19 protein-coding genes are annotated in these 24019 nt (G+C 43.4%); 14 read left to right on the top strand and 5 right to left on the bottom strand.

What is annotated here, in order from left to right:
* The first annotated feature begins 29 nt into the window (after positions 1 to 29).
* The gene (locus G337_RS0125195) at positions 30 to 1313 is read left to right on the top strand and encodes a hybrid sensor histidine kinase/response regulator (RefSeq protein ID WP_028866299.1); all 1284 of its coding nucleotides are present in this window, start codon (positions 30 to 32) and stop codon (positions 1311 to 1313) included.
* A gap of 475 nt (positions 1314 to 1788) precedes the next feature.
* On the opposite strand, the gene G337_RS0125185 is transcribed toward G337_RS0125195, so the two are convergent.
* A complete protein-coding gene (locus tag G337_RS0125185) occupies positions 1789 to 1977 on the bottom strand; it encodes a hypothetical protein (RefSeq protein ID WP_028866298.1) in 189 nt (62 codons plus the stop codon).
* Positions 1978 to 2349: 372 nt separating this feature from the next.
* Between G337_RS0125185 and G337_RS0125175 the strand changes: the two genes are divergently transcribed.
* The 5 genes from G337_RS0125175 to guaD all read left to right on the top strand — a co-directional run bounded on the left by G337_RS0125175 (position 2350) and on the right by guaD (position 7145).
* On the top strand, positions 2350 to 2823 hold the full coding sequence (locus G337_RS0125175; protein ID WP_028866297.1) for an Lrp/AsnC family transcriptional regulator: 474 nt from the start codon (positions 2350 to 2352) through the stop codon (positions 2821 to 2823).
* Between the two features lie 239 nt (positions 2824 to 3062).
* Positions 3063 to 4421, top strand: a complete 1359-nt coding sequence (locus tag G337_RS0125170; RefSeq protein ID WP_028866296.1) for a sodium-dependent transporter — start codon at positions 3063 to 3065, stop codon at positions 4419 to 4421.
* Between the two features lie 97 nt (positions 4422 to 4518).
* Complete coding sequence (locus G337_RS0125165; protein WP_028866295.1) at positions 4519 to 4704, top strand: hypothetical protein; 186 nt, start codon at positions 4519 to 4521, stop codon at positions 4702 to 4704.
* Between the two features lie 244 nt (positions 4705 to 4948).
* Positions 4949 to 5497 carry a hypothetical protein gene (locus tag G337_RS0125160; protein WP_028866294.1) on the top strand — a complete coding sequence of 183 codons (549 nt, stop codon included), beginning with the start codon at positions 4949 to 4951 and terminating at the stop codon, positions 5495 to 5497.
* A 181-nt stretch (positions 5498 to 5678) separates the two neighbouring features.
* On the top strand, positions 5679 to 7145 hold the full coding sequence (guaD, locus tag G337_RS0125155) for a guanine deaminase (protein ID WP_211235845.1): 1467 nt from the start codon (positions 5679 to 5681) through the stop codon (positions 7143 to 7145).
* A gap of 65 nt (positions 7146 to 7210) precedes the next feature.
* Here the strand turns inward: guaD and G337_RS0125150 are convergent, their stop codons facing one another.
* The 3 genes from G337_RS0125150 to G337_RS0125140 all read right to left on the bottom strand — a co-directional run bounded on the left by G337_RS0125150 (position 7211) and on the right by G337_RS0125140 (position 10567).
* Positions 7211 to 7828 carry a 3'-5' exonuclease gene (locus G337_RS0125150; protein WP_028866292.1) on the bottom strand — a complete coding sequence of 206 codons (618 nt, stop codon included), beginning with the start codon at positions 7826 to 7828 and terminating at the stop codon, positions 7211 to 7213.
* Positions 7829 to 7945: 117 nt separating this feature from the next.
* Positions 7946 to 8704 carry a substrate-binding periplasmic protein gene (locus tag G337_RS0125145; RefSeq protein WP_028866291.1) on the bottom strand — a complete coding sequence of 253 codons (759 nt, stop codon included), beginning with the start codon at positions 8702 to 8704 and terminating at the stop codon, positions 7946 to 7948.
* 180 nt (positions 8705 to 8884) lie between these two features.
* Complete coding sequence (locus tag G337_RS0125140; protein WP_028866290.1) at positions 8885 to 10567, bottom strand: aspartate:alanine antiporter; 1683 nt, start codon at positions 10565 to 10567, stop codon at positions 8885 to 8887.
* Between the two features lie 637 nt (positions 10568 to 11204).
* On the opposite strand from G337_RS0125140, the gene G337_RS0125130 reads away from it, so the two are divergent.
* The 3 genes from G337_RS0125130 to G337_RS0125120 all read left to right on the top strand — a co-directional run bounded on the left by G337_RS0125130 (position 11205) and on the right by G337_RS0125120 (position 15991).
* Positions 11205 to 13127 carry a PrkA family serine protein kinase gene (locus tag G337_RS0125130; protein ID WP_028866289.1) on the top strand — a complete coding sequence of 641 codons (1923 nt, stop codon included), beginning with the start codon at positions 11205 to 11207 and terminating at the stop codon, positions 13125 to 13127.
* 66 nt (positions 13128 to 13193) lie between these two features.
* A complete protein-coding gene (locus G337_RS0125125) occupies positions 13194 to 14474 on the top strand; it encodes a YeaH/YhbH family protein (protein ID WP_028866288.1) in 1281 nt (426 codons plus the stop codon).
* Positions 14471 to 15991 carry a SpoVR family protein gene (locus tag G337_RS0125120; protein ID WP_028866287.1) on the top strand — a complete coding sequence of 507 codons (1521 nt, stop codon included), beginning with the start codon at positions 14471 to 14473 and terminating at the stop codon, positions 15989 to 15991. The genes G337_RS0125125 and G337_RS0125120 overlap by 4 nt, the downstream gene beginning before the upstream one ends.
* A 41-nt stretch (positions 15992 to 16032) precedes the next feature.
* On the opposite strand, the gene G337_RS0125115 is transcribed toward G337_RS0125120, so the two are convergent.
* Positions 16033 to 17346, bottom strand: a complete 1314-nt coding sequence (locus G337_RS0125115; RefSeq protein WP_028866286.1) for a citrate synthase — start codon at positions 17344 to 17346, stop codon at positions 16033 to 16035.
* A 279-nt stretch (positions 17347 to 17625) separates the two neighbouring features.
* Here G337_RS0125115 and G337_RS29465 point away from each other — a divergent pair, with 279 nt between their 5' ends.
* From G337_RS29465 to G337_RS0125090, 5 genes are all read left to right on the top strand, one after another.
* Complete coding sequence (locus tag G337_RS29465) at positions 17626 to 19632, top strand: HD-GYP domain-containing protein (protein WP_051303631.1); 2007 nt, start codon at positions 17626 to 17628, stop codon at positions 19630 to 19632.
* Between the two features lie 11 nt (positions 19633 to 19643).
* Entirely contained in the window at positions 19644 to 21575 is a 1932-nt protein-coding gene (locus G337_RS27420) for an adenylate/guanylate cyclase domain-containing protein (RefSeq protein ID WP_169719660.1), read from the top strand.
* A gap of 106 nt (positions 21576 to 21681) precedes the next feature.
* A complete protein-coding gene (locus G337_RS0125100) occupies positions 21682 to 22155 on the top strand; it encodes an SH3 domain-containing protein (RefSeq protein WP_028866285.1) in 474 nt (157 codons plus the stop codon).
* A gap of 13 nt (positions 22156 to 22168) precedes the next feature.
* A complete protein-coding gene (locus G337_RS27415) occupies positions 22169 to 23071 on the top strand; it encodes a M48 family metalloprotease (RefSeq protein WP_051303626.1) in 903 nt (300 codons plus the stop codon).
* 165 nt (positions 23072 to 23236) lie between these two features.
* Positions 23237 to 23974, top strand: coding sequence for a substrate-binding periplasmic protein (locus tag G337_RS0125090; protein ID WP_028866284.1), 738 nt, complete (start codon positions 23237 to 23239; stop codon positions 23972 to 23974).
* The last annotated feature ends 45 nt before the right edge of the window (positions 23975 to 24019 follow it).

Below are 24019 nucleotides of genomic sequence, written 5' to 3'. Positions count from 1 at the left end.
CTTACAGTATTTATTTCACAGGGTGATTTATGAGTGAGACACGTGCAAAAATACTCGTTGTAGATGATGAGCCTAATAATCATAGAGTATATCAGCGCATATTAGAGCCGTTGAATTTAGATATTACCCATGCTGACAGTGGTCAGCAGGCATTAGCTCAAGCACATAAAAATGATTATTTCTTAATTCTCATGGATGTACAGATGCCGGAAATGGATGGTTTTGAAACGGCGGCACTTATTCTGCAGCACCCGAAAACAGCCCATATACCGGTGATCTTTATAACCGCATTTTCCCGGGATGAGACCTTTGAATTTAAAGGTTATAAGAGCGGTGCCGTCGATTATCTGCTTAAGCCGATCAACGACGATATTCTGCGCAGTAAAATAGGTGTTTTTTTAACATTGTATAAGGAACGCCAAAAACTAGCGGCGGCATTACAGGCACAGCAAAAAGCAGAACATAAACTGCGTTCATACCAGGAAGAATTAAAAGATCAGATCAGTGAACGTACTCAAGCGCTGCATACTTCAACAAATGAACTGAATAAAGCACAAAATTACCTGGTGGAGTCTGAGAAACTTGCATCATTAGCTAAACTAGTCGCGGGTATCGCTCATGAAATAAACACCCCGATCGGCATATGTCTTACCGCAGTTTCACATATCCATGAAGAATCATCAAAAATACGCACTCGCTTAAACTCCCAGGAACTAAAAATGAGTGAGTTAAACGAATATTTACAACAGTCGAAGCAGGCCGATGAGATTTTAATATTTAATTTGGAGCGGGCAGCCGAGCTGATTCAAAGTTTTAAACAAATATCTGTTGACGTCTCCAGTCAGAAACTGCGCCTGTTTAACCTTGCAGATTATATAAGCTTAGTAACGAAGAGCCTGCACCCTGAGCTGAAACGCACTAAGCACCATATAAATATCTGCGGTGATACAGCAGTTGAAATAACCAGCAACCCCGGACTGTTCTCACAAATTGTCACCAATTTAGTAATGAACTCAATTCTGCATGCCTACAACGAAGATGATGCAGGTCATATCGAGTTTAAAATCAGCGAAGTTAATGACTCAATTCACCTGAATTATTCTGATGACGGCAAAGGCATGTCAGAGTCCCTGCTTACAAAAATATTTGAACCCTTTATAACCACCAAAAAAGACCAGGGCGGCAGCGGATTAGGCATGTATGTGCTGTTTAATATAATCACAGATCATTTGCAGGGCACGATTGAATGCACCAGCCGTGAAGGCTGCGGCAGTCAGTTCAATATGGTTTTTCCTAAAACCATCACAGAATAACAATCGCCAGAACGGACAATGGGACTAACAGCAGAAAATACACCCACCCGGTATTCCCCACAAAAGATATATTTAATGCCACCTTTTAGTGAAAAAATAATCCACCATGGTGCAGATATATCCAGGTATCACCACACAAAAATGTTAACCACTTGATTTTAAACAAAATTAAATGCTGGCACGGTATTTTCATTACTCGACCTGTTGCTGAGTTTTTCAGCGCAGCCAAGGAGAGTAATATGAGTAGTGATATCATGCTGTTAAGTTACGGTTACCCGGTTGTGTATCAATCGATGAAACCTAAGCATAAAGTAAAACGCAGTTTCTACCGCTGCATTATAAGATGCTGAGTCGTTATATACCCCGTCAATTTAATGAGACTTTGTTTATATCCAGAGGATAACAGCAGAGTCTCATTTTTTGCAGGTTAACTGCCAGCCGGCTTTTGTTTTAAACATAGCCAATACAACTGAACTTAGCGCCTATTGGTAAGAATACAACGACTCACTATCAGATGATCTGCTGCTGTATCTTCAATTACGTCGGCAAATTTCAGTACATTAAGCGAATTTTTCCGTACAGCCCGCAGCAGATAGCTTAATCGTGAGATATTCATTAAACCCGTTTTTGTATCAGAGCTGTTTTTACTAATAACGTTATTCATAGATTAACTTAAGTAATTGAAGCTTATTGGAAGATGTTTCACTATCTATCATTAATATATCCTGCTGGAAACTGCACTTCCTCCTTGAATAAGGCAGAATATTTAATGATAACTATTATAATTTGCAATTAATGATAGTAAATCTATCGCCTTGATAATAAAGAGACAATTAATAGACTGCATTAATATAAAAAATTACAGCTGCTAGACATTTTTTATAAATATTGTTTGATTATCAGCAGGTGACTCAAGATCGGCATTAGCGCCCTGTCTGCCGGAGGTATTATTTTACTAAGTGCTGGGTCATTACCTGTGATCCAGCTCTCCATCTGTGCTATTCTCCACTTTTTGCTATTTAATGAGAACGACACCATGGCAGAGCTGCAACTCGATAAAACCGATTTAGCCATTTTAAAACTACTGCAAAGTAAGGGAAAACTTTCAAATCAGGATCTCGCCGATAAGGTCGGGTTATCTCCTTCTCCCTGTTCACGCCGCGTAAAAGCACTCGAAGAGTCCGGCTTTATTACCGGTTATGCAACTTTATTATCACCGGAGCATTTTAACCTGTCACTGGCGGCCTATGTGCAGGTATGTCTGGAAAAGCATACTCCGGAAGTTATTGAAACATTTGAAGCAAAAGTATGCAGTTATGATGAAGTATTAGAATGCTGCTTACTTACCGGCAGTGACGCTGATTACCAGCTGAAAGTACTGGTAAAAGACATGAATAGATTTAGAGAGTTTTTATTAGATAAACTGACCAGCCTTCCTAATATCGGTGCAGTACACTCCTGTTTCGTGCTCAAACAGGTTAAGAATCATACCAGTATTCCTCTGCCTTAAAATTAATACAAAATAATTTTCACAATACAGCGGCGCAATATTCTTGCGCATATCTCTTTTCAGCAACTGGCAAAACAACAAAAACCCGGGCAGCAGCCGAAAAAAAGAATAAAACAGCCCGGGTTAACAAAAAGCCAACACAAACCACCAAATAGATAACAAGCTGCGCTATAACCCGCCATTGACCAGTCGAAATAAAGGTCTATTATGCGTCTCTCAAAATTTCACAGAGAGCACATATGAGCAGTACAGATTCAAATCATTTTAGTTCACGCATCGGTTTTATTATGGCGGCCGCCGGTTCAGCTGTCGGCGTAGGTAATATCTGGGGATTCCCGACACAGGCGGCAACCCACGGCGGCGGCGCATTCCTGCTTGTTTATTTAGTGCTTATCATCATTTTAGGCTATCCGATGCTGATTGCAGAACTTATGATTGGACGACACGGCCAGACTAATCCAGCCGATGCTATGGCTAAAATAGGTAATACGCCGATAAGTAAAAAAATCGGTAAGTTAATCGGTTTTACCTCTATTATCACTGCAACACTGATCTGCACTTTCTACAGTATATTATCCGGCTGGTTTGTTAGTTTTGCTGCGGCGCCTGCCGCCAGTGTTTTGGGATTTTCACAAGCCTCTGCCTGGTTAACCGACTTCTCATTATCTCGTAATTTAGTATTCACCACTATCTTCATTTTAATGGTGATCTGGGTAATACGTCAGGGAGTCCAGGAAGGCATAGAAAAGTGGTCAAAACGCTTAATGCCGCTGCTGCTGCTTATTCTGATATCAGGCGCGGCCTATATACTTACCCTGCCCGGTGCGATGCAGGGGCTTAAAATATTATTAGTTCCAGACTTTTCACGTATCTGGGAAGCGGACGTACTGATCGGTGCTCTGGGTCAAACCTTCTTTTCATTAACTATAGGTACTGCTGCTATGATGGTTTACGGCGCTTACCTGGGTAAAAAAGAGAACATTGCTAAACTAACTGCTTTTGTTACTTTAACGGACAGCAGCGTCGCCTTACTGGCAGCCCTGATGATTATTCCGGCAATGTATGTCGCCCAGCACAACGGCGTGCAGATCTTCAACGAGTCCGGCGGCCTGCTGAATTCAGATACCTTAGTCTTTACTGTATTGCCGGCACTGTTTGCAACATTAGACGGCAGCCTGCAGTATATTTTAGCTTTTGTATTCTTTGTATTAATGACTATTGCCGGCCTTACTTCTGCAATATCAATTGTTGAAGTACCCACCAGCTATTTAATGGAAAAAACTGCCATGGAGCGTAATAAGGCAGCCGGCATTATCGGCGCACTTGTTATTTTCTTATCATTAATTGTCGTATTTAACTTCGATACTCTGTTCGGCTTTATGATCACCATAACCACTGAACGCGCACAGCCGCTTGTCGCCTTAGGCATTGCCGTCTATCTAGGCTGGGTATGGAAGCGTAACAATCTATTACAGGAGATCCAGGGGCAGCAGGATGTAGACAGCAGCAGCCTGTTCTGGCGGGTCTGGCCGCTCTATGTCAGATATATCTGCCCGCTCCTTATTACACTGATTATCGTGCAGTTATTTAACGGTTAAAAAAGCAGTTTCCTCCTGACAGAGGGAATATCATTTTCAGATAACAGCGGTACTGTCACCGCTGTTTTTTTCCTATTTCCAGCGAGCCTTAATTTTTATGTTACATGAAGCAGCACTACGCCCGTTACAGGCAAAAAAACGTCCCTTAGTAAACACTGAAAAGAGAATATGTAGAGTTGAAGGCCAGTTAAGACTTGAAGACATTGCACTTAGATCAAAAAAATTAAAACAGAAAAATTTAGTCAAAAAAGTCCGTAATTTAAGAAAAACAGCACAGCAGTAAAAATCTAAGATAAAGCAAAGGTTCCAGCAGGTACCTTTATATCAATAATAAGCAGACAGCTCACTTCTTCATTATTTCATTCATTCCTGCATCTGTTTTCCTATGCTCAAAACAATACAATCAGCTCTGTTTTATTTTTGAGCAGTTCGACAGAAAAAATAAAAAGATCAACAGCTTTCACACATAGCTTAAAGGCAGGTCTATCATTTATTAATCCCGCAAAAAAACATAAAAGGAATGCACAGTGAGAATACAACTGCAGTTACTTTTCAGCCTGATTTTACTGTGCGCCTGCGGTCCGGCAAAGGAGTTTCAACCTAAGAATCAGTTCACTTTTGAGAACGGCGGTTTATATTTCTCGCAGCGCTTAATTAGTGACTGGGTAAAAGATGTTGCTGTGCCTGTTTGTAAAGAATGTACCAAACATGTATATACGGCGTATACGCCAACCGGGCCAATACTGTTCCGGCAGATTAATAACGGGCGAGGTGATTTAATCTTTTTTTATGCAGCCAATGCACTGCATAGTTTTGCATTAAACACCGGCAGCGGTCAGTATATGGCACATCTGCAGCTTAAAGACAAAAAACTGTATTTCTCTGTTAATCAGCAGCGTATTGAGCTTAAACTTAATGAACAAAACGCTTTCCAGTTCGGTGCGCAAAGTTACTTTATTTCATTAACAAAAATTAAGTTTATAGACAACATCCGGCAGGACTCGCAGCCAAAGCAGAGAGAATACCGCGCAGATATTCTAATATGGCTTAATCAGCAAAGTGAAACGACTGAATAAAAAAATGCCCTTTTTATGCACCATAGAGATCCACTCATGCCCCTTTACGAGCAGATAGAGCATGAAATAAAGCCAATAATTTTAATACGTTAACTCTCATCCCTTTAAAACACTAGAACTGAAAAACTGGCATAAAAAATGCCCTGTAGATTTTGCTTTAATTAAACAAAAGGGATCCATAATGAAACTAATAACAACAGCTCTTTCAGCATGTCTACTGCTGCTTCTCAGTTTTACAGCCGCTGCGGCACAATTTAATTATAAACAGCCCGAATTTTTACAAACAGCGGAAAGCGGCGCTTACCGGGCATCTATTTTATATTTTGTCGAAGATCCAAGTACCACCGCAGCCATCACAGATGCAGTTCGCTATTATGCAGATGGTTTATTAATCATTAAAAACGGCAAGGTAAGTGATGTCGGCGATTATCAGCAGCTGATTAAAAAATTCGAAAAAAAAGGTGAAAGCATCAAAATCAACCAAAGCTATCAGGGTAAACTGATTATGCCCGGCTTTATTGATACCCATATTCACTTTCCTCAAGCCGAAATGATCGGTGCTTACGGCGAACAGTTATTACAATGGCTTGATAAATATACTTTTCCTACAGAAAAAAAATATGCCGACAAAAGCTATGCCGACAGCATGGCAGAAACTTTTATTGATCAGCTGCTGAGCAGCGGCACAACAACCGCGTTAGTATTCGGCAGCGTTCATCCAGAATCAGTTAATGCCTTGTTTGAGCAGTCTGAACGGTTAAATATGCGCATGATCGCCGGTAAGGTAATGATGGATCGTAATGCGCCGGATTATTTAACAGACACAGCGCAGAGCAGCTACCAGGAAAGTAAAACCTTAATCGAAAAATGGCATAAAAAAGGCCGGGCACTTTATAGTATTACGCCGCGTTTCGCTCCGACCTCTACACCGGAGCAGTTAAGTTTAGCCGGACAATTAAAAGCGCAGTACCCGACGGTATATATGCACACCCACCTGTCTGAAAATTTAGGCGAAATTAAATGGGTTGAATCCCTGTTTCCGGAAGCAGCAAGTTATTTAGATGTATACAGCCAGGCTGGATTAACCGGGCGGCGCAGCGTTTTTGCCCATGGTATTCACCTCGATGAAACTGATTTCCAGGAGCTCCATGATCACGGTGCGGCGATTGCATTCTGTCCGACCTCAAATCTGTTTCTAGGCAGCGGCTTATTCAAGCTTCGCGAAGCAAAACAGGCGCAGCGTCCAGTGCGTATAGGTATGGGTACAGATGTCGGTGCAGGTACCAGTTTCTCTATGCTGCAGACACTTAATGAAGCTTATAAAGTAGTTTTACTACAGCAGAACGGCAGAGATAAAATCATGGCTCTTTCTGCTTTTGAAGGCTTTTACCAGGCAACCTTAGGCGGTGCAAAAGCACTTTATTTAGACGATAAAATCGGCAGCTTAGCCCCGGGTCATGAGGCCGACTTTATTGTTCTTGACTGGAAAGCTACGCCGCTTCAGACACTGCGTATGAATACTATTGAAGAGCAGAAACAAGATGAGTTAGCTCAGCTGGCAGAAAAATTATTTGCACTCATGATGCTCGGTGATGATCGTAATATCGCGGCGGCAGTGGTCAGCGGCCGCGAGGTCTATAAAAAATAATTTGCTCAGACTATTTAGACAGGAAGCAAGAAACAGCAGCTTCCTGTCTTTTTGTGCAGATGCGTTTATTTCCAGCTGGAGAGTAATTTATCTACGGATTTAGCGGGTGTTTTCGTTAACTTATAAAGCAGTTCAAAGGGGATATTTTCAATAGCATAACGCTGCTGAATATCCCCCAGCATTGCCAGCCACACTTTAGCTGTCATTTCAGAGTCATATAAAGCACGGTGAAAAAGAGCATCATCAGCGGCGGCATTTGTGTACTCAACTAATGTTGCTAACTTATGATTCGGTGCGTTTTGAAAAAGTCTTCGCGCCAGCAGCATTGAGCAGACAAACCGGCCGGAATAATTCCTAGAGATGCGTTTTAATTCAGCATCCAGAAAACGTTTATCAAATGACGCATTATGGGCAACCAGATTATGATCAGCGATAAAATCAGCAAAGCGGTGCATAACATCTGCACATGGAGACGCATCTTTAAGCATTGCATTGCTGATACCGGTAAAACCTTCAATAAATCCGCTGACAGAGATGCCGGGATTCATTAACTCTTGAAAACGATCTGTTACCTGTCCGTTTTCAAGCAGCACCGCTCCTATTTCAATGGCGCGATCCCCCATATCGGGCGACAGCCCGGTTGTTTCAAAATCTAATATGACCAGGGTATCTGCATTTGACATAATAATATTTCCTTTTTGCAGGCATTATAAAGCACACAGCTGTTTATCAAAACTGCAAAGTTTAGAAAGCAGATTTAAACAGCTAAGTAGTGCAGCTCGCAACTAAGGCTAAAACGGTCAGTCCATTAAATATTTATCTAATATTCCGGCAATTATCTGTTCCTCTTTAAGATCACGAATAATCTGATCATATTGCGCCATCACCCTGTGCTTATCCGGATGCTGTGACGCAATAGGAAATACATTGTAATAGGGTTTAGATTTAAGCGCTTTTGGCAGATAGGCTAATCTGCGGCTGTATCCCAGCTTTTTTGCTTCATACAGAGTGCTTATGGTATTAAGAGGAACAATATCGATGCGCTTTCCGAGCAGTTTTTTTATCTGCAGGTGATTTTGTGAAACATCATCAAAATCAAGACCTGAATTATGAAATTCCGGCGTATAGGAAATATCATTGGTAATACCGACTTTTAACCCTTTTAAATCCTCAAAGCTGTTATAAGTTATGGAGCCTGAGTTTTCTTTAAGAATAAAAAAATTCCAGCTGATATCAATATAGGATTCATTCGGGTAGATCAGATAATCCATACGCGATTTTTTCCTGGAGAAAAGCAGCACCATATCGGCTCTGCCGGATTTAGCTTCCTGAATAATCCGGGCCGCAGACTTAATCAGTCTGATTTTATACTTTACATCAAGGCGGTCCATCACATGAGAAATAACTTCGACATCAATTCCCTTAACGGTTCCCTCTTCACTGAATTTGTGCGGAGCCTGCGGGCTGGCGATAATAGTGAAGTCGCGGGCATAACCAGGGAAAGAGAGCATCAGTAAAATAATTAAAAATGGACTATGCGACCGACCGAAGATATTCATAAAAGCTCCTTGCCCCATAACCCAATAACTATTACACAATAAGTTAGATCAGGCAGATATTCAATGATTTAGTCGGATGTTAAGCATTGTGTCAGGGAATTGAGATCTGACTTTTAAAGCGCCTGCGCAGCAGGCCTGGAATAAGCCGATATACTCCAGGCCGCACTATTTGAAAAAAACTTAAGATAACAGGATCATGACTGTACCAGCGACGGTCATTAATACATTGGCAATTGCATAGGTACCGGCATAACCTAAAGCAGGAATGCTGCTGCGTGTATGATCATTAACTATATCCATAGCAGGTGCACAGGTGCGGGCACCAATAATAGCACCAATCAGCAGCGCACGGTTCATATTGAGCAGGTATGCGCCGAACAGATAAGCTAAAAACACAGGAATAATACTCACAACCATAGCTGCGGCCAGTATTTTAAAACCTGACTCGGCAAAAAACTCAAATACATTACTGCCGGCGCTTAAACCTATGCCCACCATAAATACCAGTAACCCTAAGTTTTTCATCATGTTTAACGCCCCCTGAGGTACATAACCAAAGGTCGGGTGATTAGCCCGCAGAAAGCCCAGGGTGATGCCTGAAATCAACAAACCAACAGCGCTGCCGAGCCCAAAGGTAAGGTGACCAAAGGTCATAGTTACCATACCGAACATCAGACCAAAGATAAAAAAACTACAAAAAGCGAGTAAATCAGAGACCTGGCTATGAATAGAAATAAAACCAATTTTATTCGCCAGGGAGTGAACCCGGCTTTTCTCTCCGCTGACCTGTAGAATATCACCTTTAGAAAGCATAATATCATGCTCTATGGGCATCTCGATCTGCGCGCGCACTACCCGGTTTAAAAAACAGCCGTACTGTGAAAGATTAAGCTCAGAAAGTCGTTTATCGGCGATGTTATCATTCTTAACGACGATCTCTTCCTCAACAATACGCAGATCCAGCAGGTCCCGATCAAAAACCTCTTTACCGTTTCTAAAGCTGGGATCTAATCTAGCATGGCTGTCCGGATAACCTACCAAAGCTATTTCATCGCCCTGCTGCAGTATATAATTACCATCAGGATTTGCTAAAATACCGTTACGGCGAATACGTTCAATATGACAACCGGTTTTACGGTGAATACCCAGTTCGCGTAAGTTTTTTCCATCTGTCCAGTCAATCAGTTCTGAATCAACACGATATGCACGAATAATAGGTAGATAAACTTTACGTTTTCCAGCACCGCCAATACCGCGCTCTTTGGCAATCTGCTGCGCACAATCCTGGAGATTCTGTTTCTGTAATCTCGGCAGCAGGCGTGCAAAAATAATTAAGCTGGTTAATCCTATCAGATAGGAAAGCGCATAACCGACACTCAGGTTATCAATAACCTTCTTATAGCTGATCCCCTCCGGGAGCTGCACTAAGCCGGAATTTATAGCATCTTTTGCCCCCACTAAAACAGGCGTTGCGGTCAGCGAGCCGGCCATCATACCGGTCGATAAACCGTAATCGAGATTTAAATAATGGCTGGTCATAAAGGTCAGTCCGACCGCAGAAATCAATACCACTAAAACTAACAGCAGGTAGTGTTTACCGTCTCGCAGAAAAATACCGAAAAAATTGGGTCCGGCCTCTAAACCGACACAAAAAATAAACAGCATAAAACCAATATTTAATGCTTCGGGAGTAAATGAATAACCAAGATGGCCGATAAAAATGGCGGCTAAGAGCACACCGATGGAGCTGCCGATCTGGAAGCTTCCGATATGTAATTTCGCGACTAATAACCCTAATGTTAAAACAACAAACAATAATAAAATATCGTTTTTTGATAACAGGATCGCGACGTCAATGTTCACTGAATTTTTCCTAATAATGGATGGTCAAAAATGTGAGCAAAGTTTACCCCATAATCACTGCTGACCCCATGGTTTTTTCAGGATATTTAATAAAAAAACAGACTTTTTCCGGCGCTCTTTTCCACCTGTTAATAGAGCACTGAAAATGCCTGTCTGATAAACAGGTTTGACCTCTGTTCCGGCTTTATACCCATGATACTTCAAGATGAAAAGTCAGCAGACTGCAGTAAAGTTTCCTTATCCGGAGAAAGTCAAATAATAATTTTTTCTCATAAATATTTAACCTGAGAAAAAACTCAGGCGGTATTCAAACTTCAGCGCTATCATTTTCACCGGCAGCGGACTCTCCTGCACAAACAGGCGCCCGGCAGCTGTTGTTTAATCAATATTAGAAATTAAAGTTAACGCTCCAGCATAAATAATAAATCACAGTAACAAGTGACTACGGCAACAATTCTGATTTATTTTACAAAATAACGGTAACTCCTTCAAAATTTTGACTATTCTTAACCTAGGGTAACAAAATAGCGATACACGCTATCGTCGCTCAAGGGGACTGCGACTGATAAAAGATCAACAGTAGAAAAATCAGGGAGTTTTCAGTCACTGCCATGGTTAATAGGTCTAGGGGTAAACTATGAGTATTTTCGATAATTACCGCCAGCGTTACGAAACTGTCAAAGAAGAAGAAATGTCAATTCAAGAGTATCTGGCTCTGTGCAGAAAAGATCCCGGTGCTTATGCCTCCGCAGCAGAGCGTATGCTGACTGCCATTGGAGAGCCGGAACTAATAGATACTTCACGCGATCCGCGTTTAAGCCGCATTTTTTCCAACAAAGTGATCAAACGCTATTCCACCTTTAAAGATTTCTACGGGATGGAGGAATGCATTGAAAATATTGTTTCATTCTTTAAACACGCGGCCCAGGGCTTAGAGGAGAAAAAGCAGATAGTCTATCTGCTCGGCCCGGTCGGCGGCGGTAAATCATCATTAGCAGAAAAACTAAAAGCACTGATGGAAAAACAGCCGATCTACTGCATTAAAGGCTCTCCGGTATTTGAATCACCACTTGGATTATTTGACCCGGAACAGGACGGGCAGCTCCTCAAAGATGAGTTCGGCATTGCCAAGCGTTATGTCAGTACCATTATGTCTCCCTGGGCAGCTAAGCGCTTACATGAATATAATGGTGATATCAGCAAGTTTAGAGTGGTTAAAATTTACCCTTCTATTCTTAACCAGATTGCAATTTCGAAAACAGAACCGGGCGATGAAAACAATCAGGATATCTCTTCCCTGGTTGGTAAAGTAGACATTCGCCAGCTTGAAGAATTCCCGCAGAATGATCCCGATGCATACAGCTTCTCGGGTGGTTTATGCCGCTCCAACCAGGGGCTGATGGAATTTGTAGAGATGTTCAAGGCGCCGATTAAAGTACTGCATCCCCTGCTCACTGCCACTCAGGAAAGTAACTACAACAGTACAGAAGGGTTAAGCGCAATTCCCTTTGACGGAATGGTGCTTGCTCACTCTAATGAATCTGAATGGCAGACTTTCAAAAACAACAAAAATAATGAAGCTTTCATTGACCGGGTATACATAGTAAAAGTTCCTTACTGCCTGCAGATATCGGAAGAAGTCAAAATTTATGAAAAATTGTTAGAAAACAGCTCACTGTACTCTGCGCACTGTGCACCGGATACACTTAAAATGCTCGCTAAGTTTGCCATACTGTCACGCCTTAAAGAACCGGAGAACTCCAACCTCTATTCTAAAATGAAGGTTTATGACGGTCAGAACCTCAAAGATACAGATCCTAAGGCGAAATCGATACAAGAGTATAAAGACACTGCCGGTGTTGACGAAGGCATGAGCGGTCTGTCTACACGCTTTGCTTTTAAAATCCTGTCTAAGGTATTTAATTTCGATCCCACAGAGGTTGCAGCCAACCCGGTACACTTGTTATATGTACTTGAACAGCAGATAGAGCAGGAACAGTTTCAAACTGAACAGCAGGAAAAATATCTGGCCTTTATTAAAGAACATATCGCTCCCCGCTACGTTGATTTTATCGGCAAAGAAATTCAAACCGCTTACTTAGAATCCTATACCGAGTACGGCCAGAATATTTTTGACCGCTATGTTACCTATGCCGACTTCTGGATCCAGGATCAGGATTTCAGAGCGCCGGAAACCGGTGAGATTCTTGATCGGGCGGCGCTTAATGAGGAGCTGGAAAAAATTGAAAAACCGGCCGGTATAAGTAATCCAAAAGATTTCCGTAACGAAGTGGTTAATTTTGTACTTAGAGCCAGAGCCAACAACGACGGTAAAAACCCGACCTGGAACAGTTATGAGAAACTGCGCACAGTGATAGAGAAAAAAATGTTCTCCAATACAGAAGATCTGTTACCGGTTATCTCATTCAGTACTAAAGGCTCAGCTGATGAGCAGCAGAAACATCAAGACTTTGTGGATCGTATGACTGAGCGCGGTTACACAGAGAAACAAGTCCGACTGCTCTCTGAATGGTACCTGCGGGTAAGAAAATCACAGTAGCTTAGGTGAGTTTATTTCTAAAGAAAAGCAGCCTGTATCAAGCAGCCGGGCTGATGGTGAGTGAACATGAATTATATTGTAGATCGTAGGCTTAATGGTAAAAATAAAAGCACTGTCAACAGGCAGCGCTTTTTAAAACGCTATCGCAAACATATCAAAAAAGCGGTAGCAGAAGCGATCAGCAAGCGTTCAATTACCGACATTGAGCACGGTGAAGAGATAAGCATCCCTTCCGGAGATATTGGTGAGCCTATTTTCCATCATGGTCAAGGCGGACACACAGAAAATGTTTTACCGGGTAATACCGACTTTGTTAAAGGAGACCATATACCTCGTCCGCCTGCTGGAGGCCCGGGCGGTTCAGGTTCAGGCTCCGGTGCCAGTGACAGCGGAGAAGGTGAAGACGAATTTGTTTTTCAGATAACTCAGGATGAATTTCTCAACTTTATGTTTGAAGATCTGGAACTGCCTAATATGATTAAACGGCAGCTCGCCGGCAGCGATGAATTTAAAATGCGTCGAGCAGGTTTTAGTAATCAGGGCACTCCCGGCCAGATCAATATTGTGCGTTCATTAAGATCAGCTAATGCACGGCGTATCGCCTTAACAACCGGTAAACGAAAAAAATTAAAAGCACTGGAGCAGCGGCTTAGTTTATTACAGGCAGAAGATTCCACTGCGGATAATCAGACAGAGATTGAACTGCTGCTTGAAAAAACAGCCAAATTAAAAGCCAGCATCAAACGCGTTCCCTGGCTCGATGATTTTGATCTGAAATATAACCTTAATGTTAAAGAGCCGAATCCGCAGTCCAAGGCGGTTATGTTCTGTATTATGGATGTTTCAGCTTCCATGGATCAGGCCACCAAAGATATTGCTAAACGCTTTTTTATTCTGCTTTATCTGTTTATCCAGAGAAATTACCAGCGTACAGAAGTTGTTTTCATCCGTCACCATACTGAAGCCAGTGAAGTTGATGAGCAGACTTTCTTTTACTCGCGCGAAACCGGCGGCACCATTGTTTCCAGCGCGCTTAAACTTATGAAGTCAATTATTGAAGAACGTTACCCGCTGGGAGACTGGAATATTTACGGTGCACAGGCATCCGACGGGGATAACTGGAATAATGACTCAACACTGTGTAAAGACCTTTTGTGCAATGCAATTTTACCGAAAGTGCAGTATTACTCTTATATTGAAATTACCCCGCACGATCATCAGGCTATGTGGCACGATTACCAGCAGGTAAAAGAGATCTTTCCTAACAGCTTTGCCATAGAGCAGATTATTAATGCCTCGGAAATCTATTCCGTATTCCGCGAACTTTTTCAAAAGCAGGTCGTATGAAACAAAAACCACTATCAAGTACATCTGAATGGACCTTCGAACTAATTGAAGCCTATGACCATGAGATAAGTAAGATAGCAGCTGAATTCGGCCTGGATACTTATCCTAATCAAATTGAAGTAATCAGCTCAGAACAGATGATGGATGCTTATGCTTCAACGGGCATGCCTTTAGGTTACCATCACTGGTCCTACGGCAAACAGTTTATTAACACAGAGCGTTCCTATAAACGCGGCCAGATGGGCCTTGCTTATGAAATAGTGATTAATTCCAACCCGTGTATTGCTTATCTTATGGAAGAAAATACCATGGCTATGCAGGCACTGGTTATTGCCCACGCCTGTTACGGGCATAACTCTTTTTTTAAAGGTAATTATCTGTTTCAAACCTGGACTGACGCAGATTCGATTATTGACTACCTGCTTTTTGCTAAGAACTATATTAACCAGTGCGAAGAGCGCCATGGTATTACCGAAGTGGAGGATATTATTGACTCCTGCCACGCGATAATGAATTACGGTGTTGACCGCTATAAACGTCCATACCCGATATCCGCCGAAGAGGAGCATAACCGCCAGCAGGAGCGCGAAGAAGAGCTGCAGAAACAGGTTAACGATTTGTGGAGAACGATACCGCAGAGCAAAACCGAAGAGGAGAAAAAACATAAAACCCGCTTTCCTGCCGAGCCGGAGGAAAATCTTCTTTACTTTATAGAAAAAAATGCACCGCTGTTAAAATCCTGGCAGCGGGAAGTCGTACGTATTGTGCGCAAAATTTCGCAGTATTTTTACCCGCAGCGCCAGACCCAGGTAATGAACGAAGGCTGGGCATGTTTCTGGCACTACACAATACTTAATGAAATGTATGATCGCGGCCTGGTAGAGGAAGGTTTTATTCTGGAATTTTTACAGTCACATACCAGTGTTATTTATCAGCCTCCCTACAACAGCAAATATTACAGCGGCATTAATCCCTATTCACTGGGATTTAGTATGATGATTGATATCAGGCGCATCTGCGAACACCCGACCGAAGAAGACAGATTATGGTTCCCCGGCCTGGCGGGCAGTAACTGGAAGGAAAGCATCAGCGAAGCGATGCGCAACTTTAAAGATGAAAGTTTTATCCTGCAGTACTTATCTCCGAAAGTGATGCGCGATTTAAAGCTTTTCTGTATTGTTGACGATGACAAAAATCCGGATATTCAAGTAAACGCGATTCACGATCAGGAGGGTTACCAGACAATAAGAGAGTCGCTTGCAGGACAGTATAACTTAGGTAATAGAGAGCCTAATATTCAAGTGCACAGTGTGGACATTTCAGGTGACCGCTCGCTGACTCTGCATCACAGCCAGCACGCCCGTAAACCTATGGGTGATTCAACCGATGAAGTGCTGAAACATATTCACCGCTTATGGGGATTTGATATTCATCTGCATTCAGTGGAAAATAAAAAAATCACCAAGAGTTACCACTGTCCGCCGCTTGAGACAGCTAAAGACGATTCTTCTATCTAGTAACAGCTGTGCAGGGCAAGGTGCCCTGCGCTTTATCCTTATTATTTCCGTTTATCCATTGCCACATAGTCCCGCTGTTTACAGCCGCAGTAGACCTGCCTTGGGCGGGCAATTTTATGATCCGGGTCGAGTAAAAATTCCTGCCACTGCGCAGCCCAGCCTACACTCCGCGCAATCGCAAACAGAACAGGAAACATACCTACAGGAAAGCCCATAGCCTGATAAATTAAACCGGAATAGAAATCTACATTAGGGTACAGTTTACGTGAGATGAAATAGTCATCCTGCAGTGCAATTCTTTCCAGCTCCAGAGCAATATCAATCAGCGGATTAACACCGGTTACAGCAAAGACATCATAAGCTAATTTTTTACAGATCTTAGCACGGGGATCATAACTCTTATATACACGATGTCCGAAACCCATCAGCTTGCCTCCGGTTCCCTCTTTCACTGATTTAATATAATCAGGAACACGATCTACCGTTCCTATTTCAGCTAACATGCGTAATACGGCTTCATTTGCCCCGCCGTGCAGAGGACCATAAAGTGCACCTATAGCGGCTGAAGCAGCCGAAAACGGATCAGTGTAGGAGCTGGCTACAGCACGCATTGAGCTGGTACTGCAGTTCTGCTCATGCTCTGCATGCAGAATAAAAAGCACATCAATCGCTTTCTCCAGTACCGGATCCGGCTGATATACCAGTTCACTTTTCTTCCACAACATATTCATAAAATTGCCGACAAAGGAGAGGTTTTCATCAGGATAAGCATAGGGAACACCGATACTATGGCGATAAGCAAAAGCGGCCAGGGTAGGCATTTTAGCAATCAGACGGGAGATCTGCAGCTCTCTGCACTCTTGATCATGAATATTTTTAGCATCGGGATAAAAAGTAGACAATGCACCGACGGTGCCGACCAGCGTTCCCATCGGATGGGCATCATGGTGAAAACCATCGATCAGTTTCTTTATATTCTCATGAACAAAGGTATGTTCAGTAATTGCTCTGCTCCATTTCTGGAGCTGCTCACTGTCGGGAAGCTCTCCATTAAGAATCAGGTAGGCAGTCTCTAAAAAGGTACTTTTTTCTGCTAACTGTTCAATGGGATATCCCCGGTAGCGTAGAATGCCCTCTTCACCATCGAGAAAAGTGATGCTGCTTCTGCATGAAGCGGTATTTGTATAACCAGGATCATAGGTTAACAGGCCAAAATCTTGTTCCGTTGCTTTTATCTGCTTAAGATCCATCGCATTAATGGTGGCACCGTAACCTGGATAAGTTCCGTACTGAATAGGTATTTCATAACTTTTACCCGTACGGTTATCAGTAATAGTAAGAGTGTCAGCAGCCATGATATTTCCTCCTCTCAAGACTTAACTGCAGCTGCTCTAAAAGAGGCAGTACAGCTAATTTACACTGTCAATTTTAGCCCCTTATACAGGTTTTTCCAGCAGCCGCACTGTGACGGGATAAGATTCATATTCCCGCCTAAATCATCACAAAAATGCTTCTGATAACAGTATCTTCGCCCAAATTTCGAGTTGTTAAAGTAAATAAGTAAATTCACTGCTCAGAACACCTCCCTTTAGCAAAGCTGAACTATTCTATTAACGTGGCATAAGGAAATGAAAATGAATCTGACAGATAATAGCAACCTGCACCAGAAACTGCTGATCGCACACGGCCCGGTATTTGCGCTCTCCGGTATTCAAAAAGAGCTTAATAAACAGCACTTGAACTGTGTGTGCATTAATAATGAAAAAGAACTGCAGGCTCATTCCCCAGCCCTGCTTATACTGGATGAGCAGCTGCTGACACAATTAAATCAAGACTCAGCAGGAAAATGGCGTAAACCTGAATCATTACTGATGATTGCTGAAGAGCATCTGGATATTGACGCCGATCTCTATGTTCCTAAAGGATTTACTAAAAAAGTAACAGTAAAGCATATCGAATCCGCACTGCAGTCTTTTATTCAGGGCAGGCAGCAGGATCAGCTATCAAGCCTGCTGACAGATAAATCAGTCAATCTGAACAGACTAGCAGATATTGGTATCGCGCTCTCTGCAGAAAAAAGCCTGACCGCCCTGCTGATTAGAATTCTTACCGAGGGGAGAAAATTAGCCTGCTGTGATGCGGCCTCCCTGTTTCTACTGGATAACAAGGACAGTGAAAACAGTAAACTGGTACTGAAACTTACGCAGAATGCTTCCATCGAATTTCACTTTGAAGAACAGTGTTTCCCCCTTAACGACAGCTCTATCTCAGGTTACGTGGCAACCCACGGGCGGGAATTAAATATTGAAGATGTCTACGAACTGCAGGACGCCCCCTACCAGTTCAACTCAATCTTCGATGTTGCCACCGGTTACCGGTGCCGCTCCCTGCTGGCACTGCCGATACAAAACCACCATGGCGAGGTTATCGGCGTACTGCAGTTTATCAACCGTACCCGCCAAGCGGATATCCGCCTCAGCTCACATAAGATCACCCGGGAAAATGTGATTGCCTTTGATGACAGCATTTGTCCGCAGCTAAGGGCACTAGCCAGTCAGTCTGCCATTGCCATTGAAAACCGCAGACTGATCGAAAGTATACGCGGGCTGTTTAAAGGGTTTGTACAGGCCTCCGTTACAGCAATCGAGCAGCGGGATCCGACCACCAGCGGACATTCGTTCCGCGTAGCCGATCTGAGTATCGCGCTGGCTAAGTCCCTGCAGCAGGCTGCATTACCTCAATATCAAAAGCAGCTGCTGGATGAAAAAAAACTTCGCCAGCTGAAATATGCGGCCCTGCTGCATGATTTCGGTAAAGTCGGGGTTCGCGAAGCAGTACTCACCAAAGCCAAAAAACTCACACAGCATCAGCTGGATGTTATCAAATACCGCATCCGTCTCACCCAGCAGACCCTGCTGCGCCAGAGAGCGGAAAGCGAACTTCTGCTGTTCCAGCAGCAGGGCTGTAGAAATTCAACACAGCATCTAAACCGTCAGGAGCAGATACAGGAGCAGATTTTTCAGTTGGAGCAGTTCTGGCAGGATATTCTTAAAGCCAATGAACCGAGCATACTGCCGGAGTCTCTAGGTAGTAATCTGGAGCAGATTCACGCTTATCACGCACCTAATGACAGCGGCATACTCACACCGTTAATTAACCGTGAGGAGCTGTCAGCACTGTCAATTCCTAAAGGAAGCCTTTCACTGGATGAAATGACCGAGATCCGCTCTCATGTCATCCACACTGAGAACTTCCTAAGACAGATCCCCTGGACGCCGGAGCTTCAGGATATTCCGGATATCGCGGCGGCTCATCATGAAAAAAGAGACGGCAGCGGCTACCCGAGAGGATTAACAACAGATCAGATTCCGCTGCCCTCACAAATAATGACGGTCTGCGATATTTATGATGCACTGACCGCATCAGACCGCCCATATAAACACGCTGTTCCCAATGAACTGGCATTTAAAATTCTGCACAATGAAGCAGAAAAGCAGCAGCTCAACGGCGATCTGGTTAAACTGTTTATTGATAATAAGGTCTACCTGGTAATTAAAGATAAGCTCTACAGTAAACCTAGTAATGCGGTCAGCAGTTTTCATCACCATGTTTGTGACTTTGATCTGCTGGATCACAGCTGAGCATGCCTGCAATGAAAAATCCTTTAAATATTCACAGCAGAGACCTTAAAGATGACTTAAACAAGACATACAAAAACAACCGCATTGTTTTAGCATCCCTGCTGCTGTTTATTAACCTGCTTATAGTTAACAGCCTTTTTACCCCCTTTATTAACTTTGACAATATCTGGTTAGATTTTGCAGTAAAACAGTGGAGCCTCGACAGCCCGGCAGATCCCGACATTGTTGTCATTGATATTGATGATCCCAGTCTGCAGGCAATGAAAAACCGAGTAGGACGCTGGCCCTGGCCCCGATCGGTTCACGGCGAACTGCTGGATCAGTTACTACTGCAGCATCCTAAAGCGGTCATTTTTGATATCCTGTTTGCCGAACCCGATATCTACCGTCCAGATGCTGATAAATACCTTTCCGAAGTTATCTCTAATGCCGATAATGTTTTTCTGCCTATACTTCACTTAGATTCCGCTCAGCCCCGCCTCTTCCCGAAATTAATCGACTATCCGCCCAGCGTCGGATTGACAGTCACGCCTGATTCTGCACAAACATATAAACAGACCCGTGCTAATCTGCTTTTACCCATGGCGGTTTCCCCTGCGGCCTGGAAACTGGGCACCATAAATTTTTATCCGGATCCTGATGGAGTCGGGCGCAGATATCAGATACAACACGCAATTGAGCAGTGGCGGATAGACTCATTACCAACCAAGGCGGCTCGTTATCTAGGTGCAGAGATCCCGAAGCAGAGCGAGATAATACTCGACTGGCACAAACCTAGATCAGACAGCTCAGCATCTCCCTATGCCACCTATGCCTACGCGGCTGTGTATAAAGCCGTCAGCGAAGAACAAGTTTTTATTCACGACAGCTTTTTCCGCGACAAAATTATTATTATCGGCTCAACAGCAACGGGTCTGCATGATATAAAAAACACTCCGGTAAGCGGCCTTTTTCCCGCCGTCTATATTTTAGCCACTGCACTGGATAACCTGCTGCACAACCAGCAGCTGAAACCAGTGGCTGCTTTATTTAACCTGCTGGCGGCTGTTTTATTTATGCTCCTGCTGACACTCGGTCTGCTGTTTGCGAAACGCATCCTGCCCGTAGCATTAGCCTTTATAATGGTAACGCTATGCTATTACCTGGTCAGCTATCAACTGACAGCATATAAATATCTTATGACGGTCAACAGCCCGATGATGATAATCAGCGGCTATTTTTTCTCCGTACTGATAGTGCAGTTTCTGCAGCGGCAGCGGGAATACAGCTACGCCATTGATATTTTTGGACGTTTTATGGACCGCAATGTGGTTCGTCAGTTAGTTGACTCCGGTCAGACACAGCAGGCACTGCGTGCCAAGAGCTGCAGAATCACGGTACTTTTTTCCGATATCCGCAACTTTACCACCCTTTCTGAAAAACATACTGCCCTGGAGATAGTGCAGCTGCTGGATGATTATTTCTCCATGCAGGTAAGAGTTATTTTTACCCGTCAGGGTACCCTGGATAAATTTATCGGTGATGCCATTATGGCCTTTTGGGGGGCCCCGCTGGAAAATGAAAATCAGGAAATACAAGCCGTAGAAGCGGCTCTGACTATGGTCGATGAGCTTGAGCGTTTTCGCCTTGAACAGAATCTTCCTGATTTTAATATTGGTATCGGCATTCATACCGGAGAGGGAGTTGTCGGGGCAATCGGCGGCGAGCAGCGCTATGATTACACTGTTATCGGCGATACTGTCAATGTTGCCAGTCGTATTGAAGGAGTCACCAAAAACCGCTGTAATATTCTCGTATCACAAGCAACCCGAAATGCCTGCAGAGATCATTTTGACTTTATTGAGCTTGGCAGCTATACCTTAAAAGGTAGAGAAGAACCCGTTACGGTATTTATACCCAAACGTCTTGAAAACACGGAATTAATCACGACAGAGAAGAGCTGAACAGAATGCCTGACAGGGAAATAACAGAACATGTTGTCAACGCCTTTAAATACAGCTTAAGAACTTAAAATCACATTTTAACCTGCTTACAGCAAGGAGAAAAGCAGTGAAAAACTTATTGATTATAGTTGCCGTCAACCTCTTATTCAGCGCCTTTTCAGCATCGGCACAGCAGGCATCAACAATTATTGATACGCACCTGAAAACATCTCCCTCCGTCAGAAGTCAGTCTATCGAGTTCCTGAGAACAGACACATCAGTGACAATTCTTGAACGTCGAGGAGGCTGGTACCGGGTGGAGACATTTCCACAGCTGCAGGGCTGGTTAAAAATGCTGTGGCTGCGTTATTCAGTGACAGGTCAAAGAGATGATGGTTTCTCACTGCTCACCCAGGGCGGCGGTGTGACAGTTGCAACAGGAATCCGCGGGCTGTCTGAAGAAGAACTCGAAAAAGGCCAGGGTGATCCCTACGCTGTCAACACCCTGGATCGCTTCACTGTTTCTCCCGAACAGGCCCGGGCCTTTGCTGAAGCCGGCGGGTTGAAGCAGAAACACCTTCCTTATGCAGACACAGAATAGCAGGGAGCTGAACATGAAAAACCGTAAACGGAACTTATTGAAAACAGCCGGCCTTACTCTGTTATTAAGTCTGACTTTATCGCAGCAGGGCTGCAAAACGACAGATTTAGGACTAGACAATATCGATCTCGATCAGCTGACTAATACCTTTGAAAAGTTTATCGACCTCGGCGATAAAACTGAAGAGCAGGAACAGGCCTTTGGTAACGAAGTTGCACAGGTGCTGTTAACCGACAGCCGCCTGTTAAATAACGACGAAGTTCAGCGTTACGTTAACAGTGTCGGACAGTGGCTGGTACAAAACAGCGAACGCCCGAATCTTAACTGGCACTTTATCGTGCTCGATGATAAAAGTTTCAACGCATTTGCAGCACCTGGAGGTTATGTCTTTATAACAGCAGGTACTCTGCTGAGATTAAACAGCGAAGCGGAGCTGGCCGGCGTACTTGCTCATGAGATGGCACATGTATTAAAACGCCACTATTTAGAGGCACTGCAGAAACAGACGCAGCTGGATCTGGCATCTGATATCGGCATATTAGCCTATCAGATTAAGAGCACCAGAAGAGACAACTATGACAGCGATACCATTGAAAATATAGAAATGGCTGAAGAGATCAGCTCTGCAATAGACAGCCTGTATACCAATGGTTTAGCCAGAGGAGACGAAGAGCAGGCCGATAAAATGGCGGTGATTATTCTTGCCCGCGCAGGTTATGATCCCTATTCTTATATCGCTGTTATACAGAAGATTGCCAGCGAAAAACCTGACTCTGCAGCCTGGCAGACTTTTATGAAACGCCACCCGTCGGCAAATGATCGTCTGACTACATTAGAGCCTCTGATGGACAGCGTGTTTGCAGTTCCGGGAAACTACCAGACCCTCAGCAGCCGTTACCAGAAATCAATCCGTTAACACTGACATTCAGTTTCAGCACTGCTGAAACTGAATATCAGCCGCGCTCTTAAACATCATATACCCGCATGTCAGCACTGCTCGCAGATACTAAGCGGCATTATTTTATACACTTCTCGTCTATACTCAATGATACGTGATGATGGTTATTAAGAGGACAAAATTATGATCCGCACACTGCTTCTTACTCTAGTAATACTTTTTTCCACTAACTTATCTGCCCAGAAAATAACACTCGCTAACGGCGAATGGGCTCCTTATCTGTCCAAAGATCTTAAACAGTATGGTTATATATCACATATTGTTAGTGAAGCTTTTGCGGAAGAGGGAATTGAAGTTGAATATGTTTTTTTACCCTGGAAACGAGGATATGAGCTGGCAAAAGAAGGAAAACATGACGGCACACTGATCTGGGGGTTTTCTGAAGAGCGTGCAGCAGACTTTATTTACAGCGATGTTGTTGCTGTACTCGGTACAGGGCTGTTCGTGCAGAAGGGAAAAAATATCGAATGGAACGAAATTAAAGATATTAGTAAATATAATATCGGCGGCGTTCTCGGTTATGCATACGGCACCGAGGATCTGGAAGCTGCTGGAGAACTAAAAATAAAACGGATAAGCAGTGCTGAAGCTAACTATAAAAAACTGGCCAGCGGGCGCTTAGATATTGTGCTTGAAAACGGCGACGTCGGCCTGGAAATTGTAAATCACCTAGGTCTTGATGACAAAGTATCTCTTCTTCCTAAATTACTGACCTCTAGAGATTACTCTGTCATTATTTCCAAAAAGACAGCAGGTGCACAGGCGCTGGTTGATGCCTTTAACCGCGGCTTTCAAAAACTTAAAGCCGACGGGCGTTATCAGAAATATATTGAAGCCTCCCGCCGTGGTGAGTACAAATAGCAGCTGGAAATCACAGCAAGGGATCTTACTAAGGTCCCTTAACTG

Origin of the sequence: Psychromonas aquimarina ATCC BAA-1526 (assembly GCF_000428725.1) — a bacterium.
GTDB lineage: Bacteria > Pseudomonadota > Gammaproteobacteria > Enterobacterales > Psychromonadaceae > Psychromonas > Psychromonas aquimarina.
The sequence above is the reverse complement of the archived record's forward strand: the minus strand, read 5'-3'. Positions and strand labels throughout refer to the sequence as shown.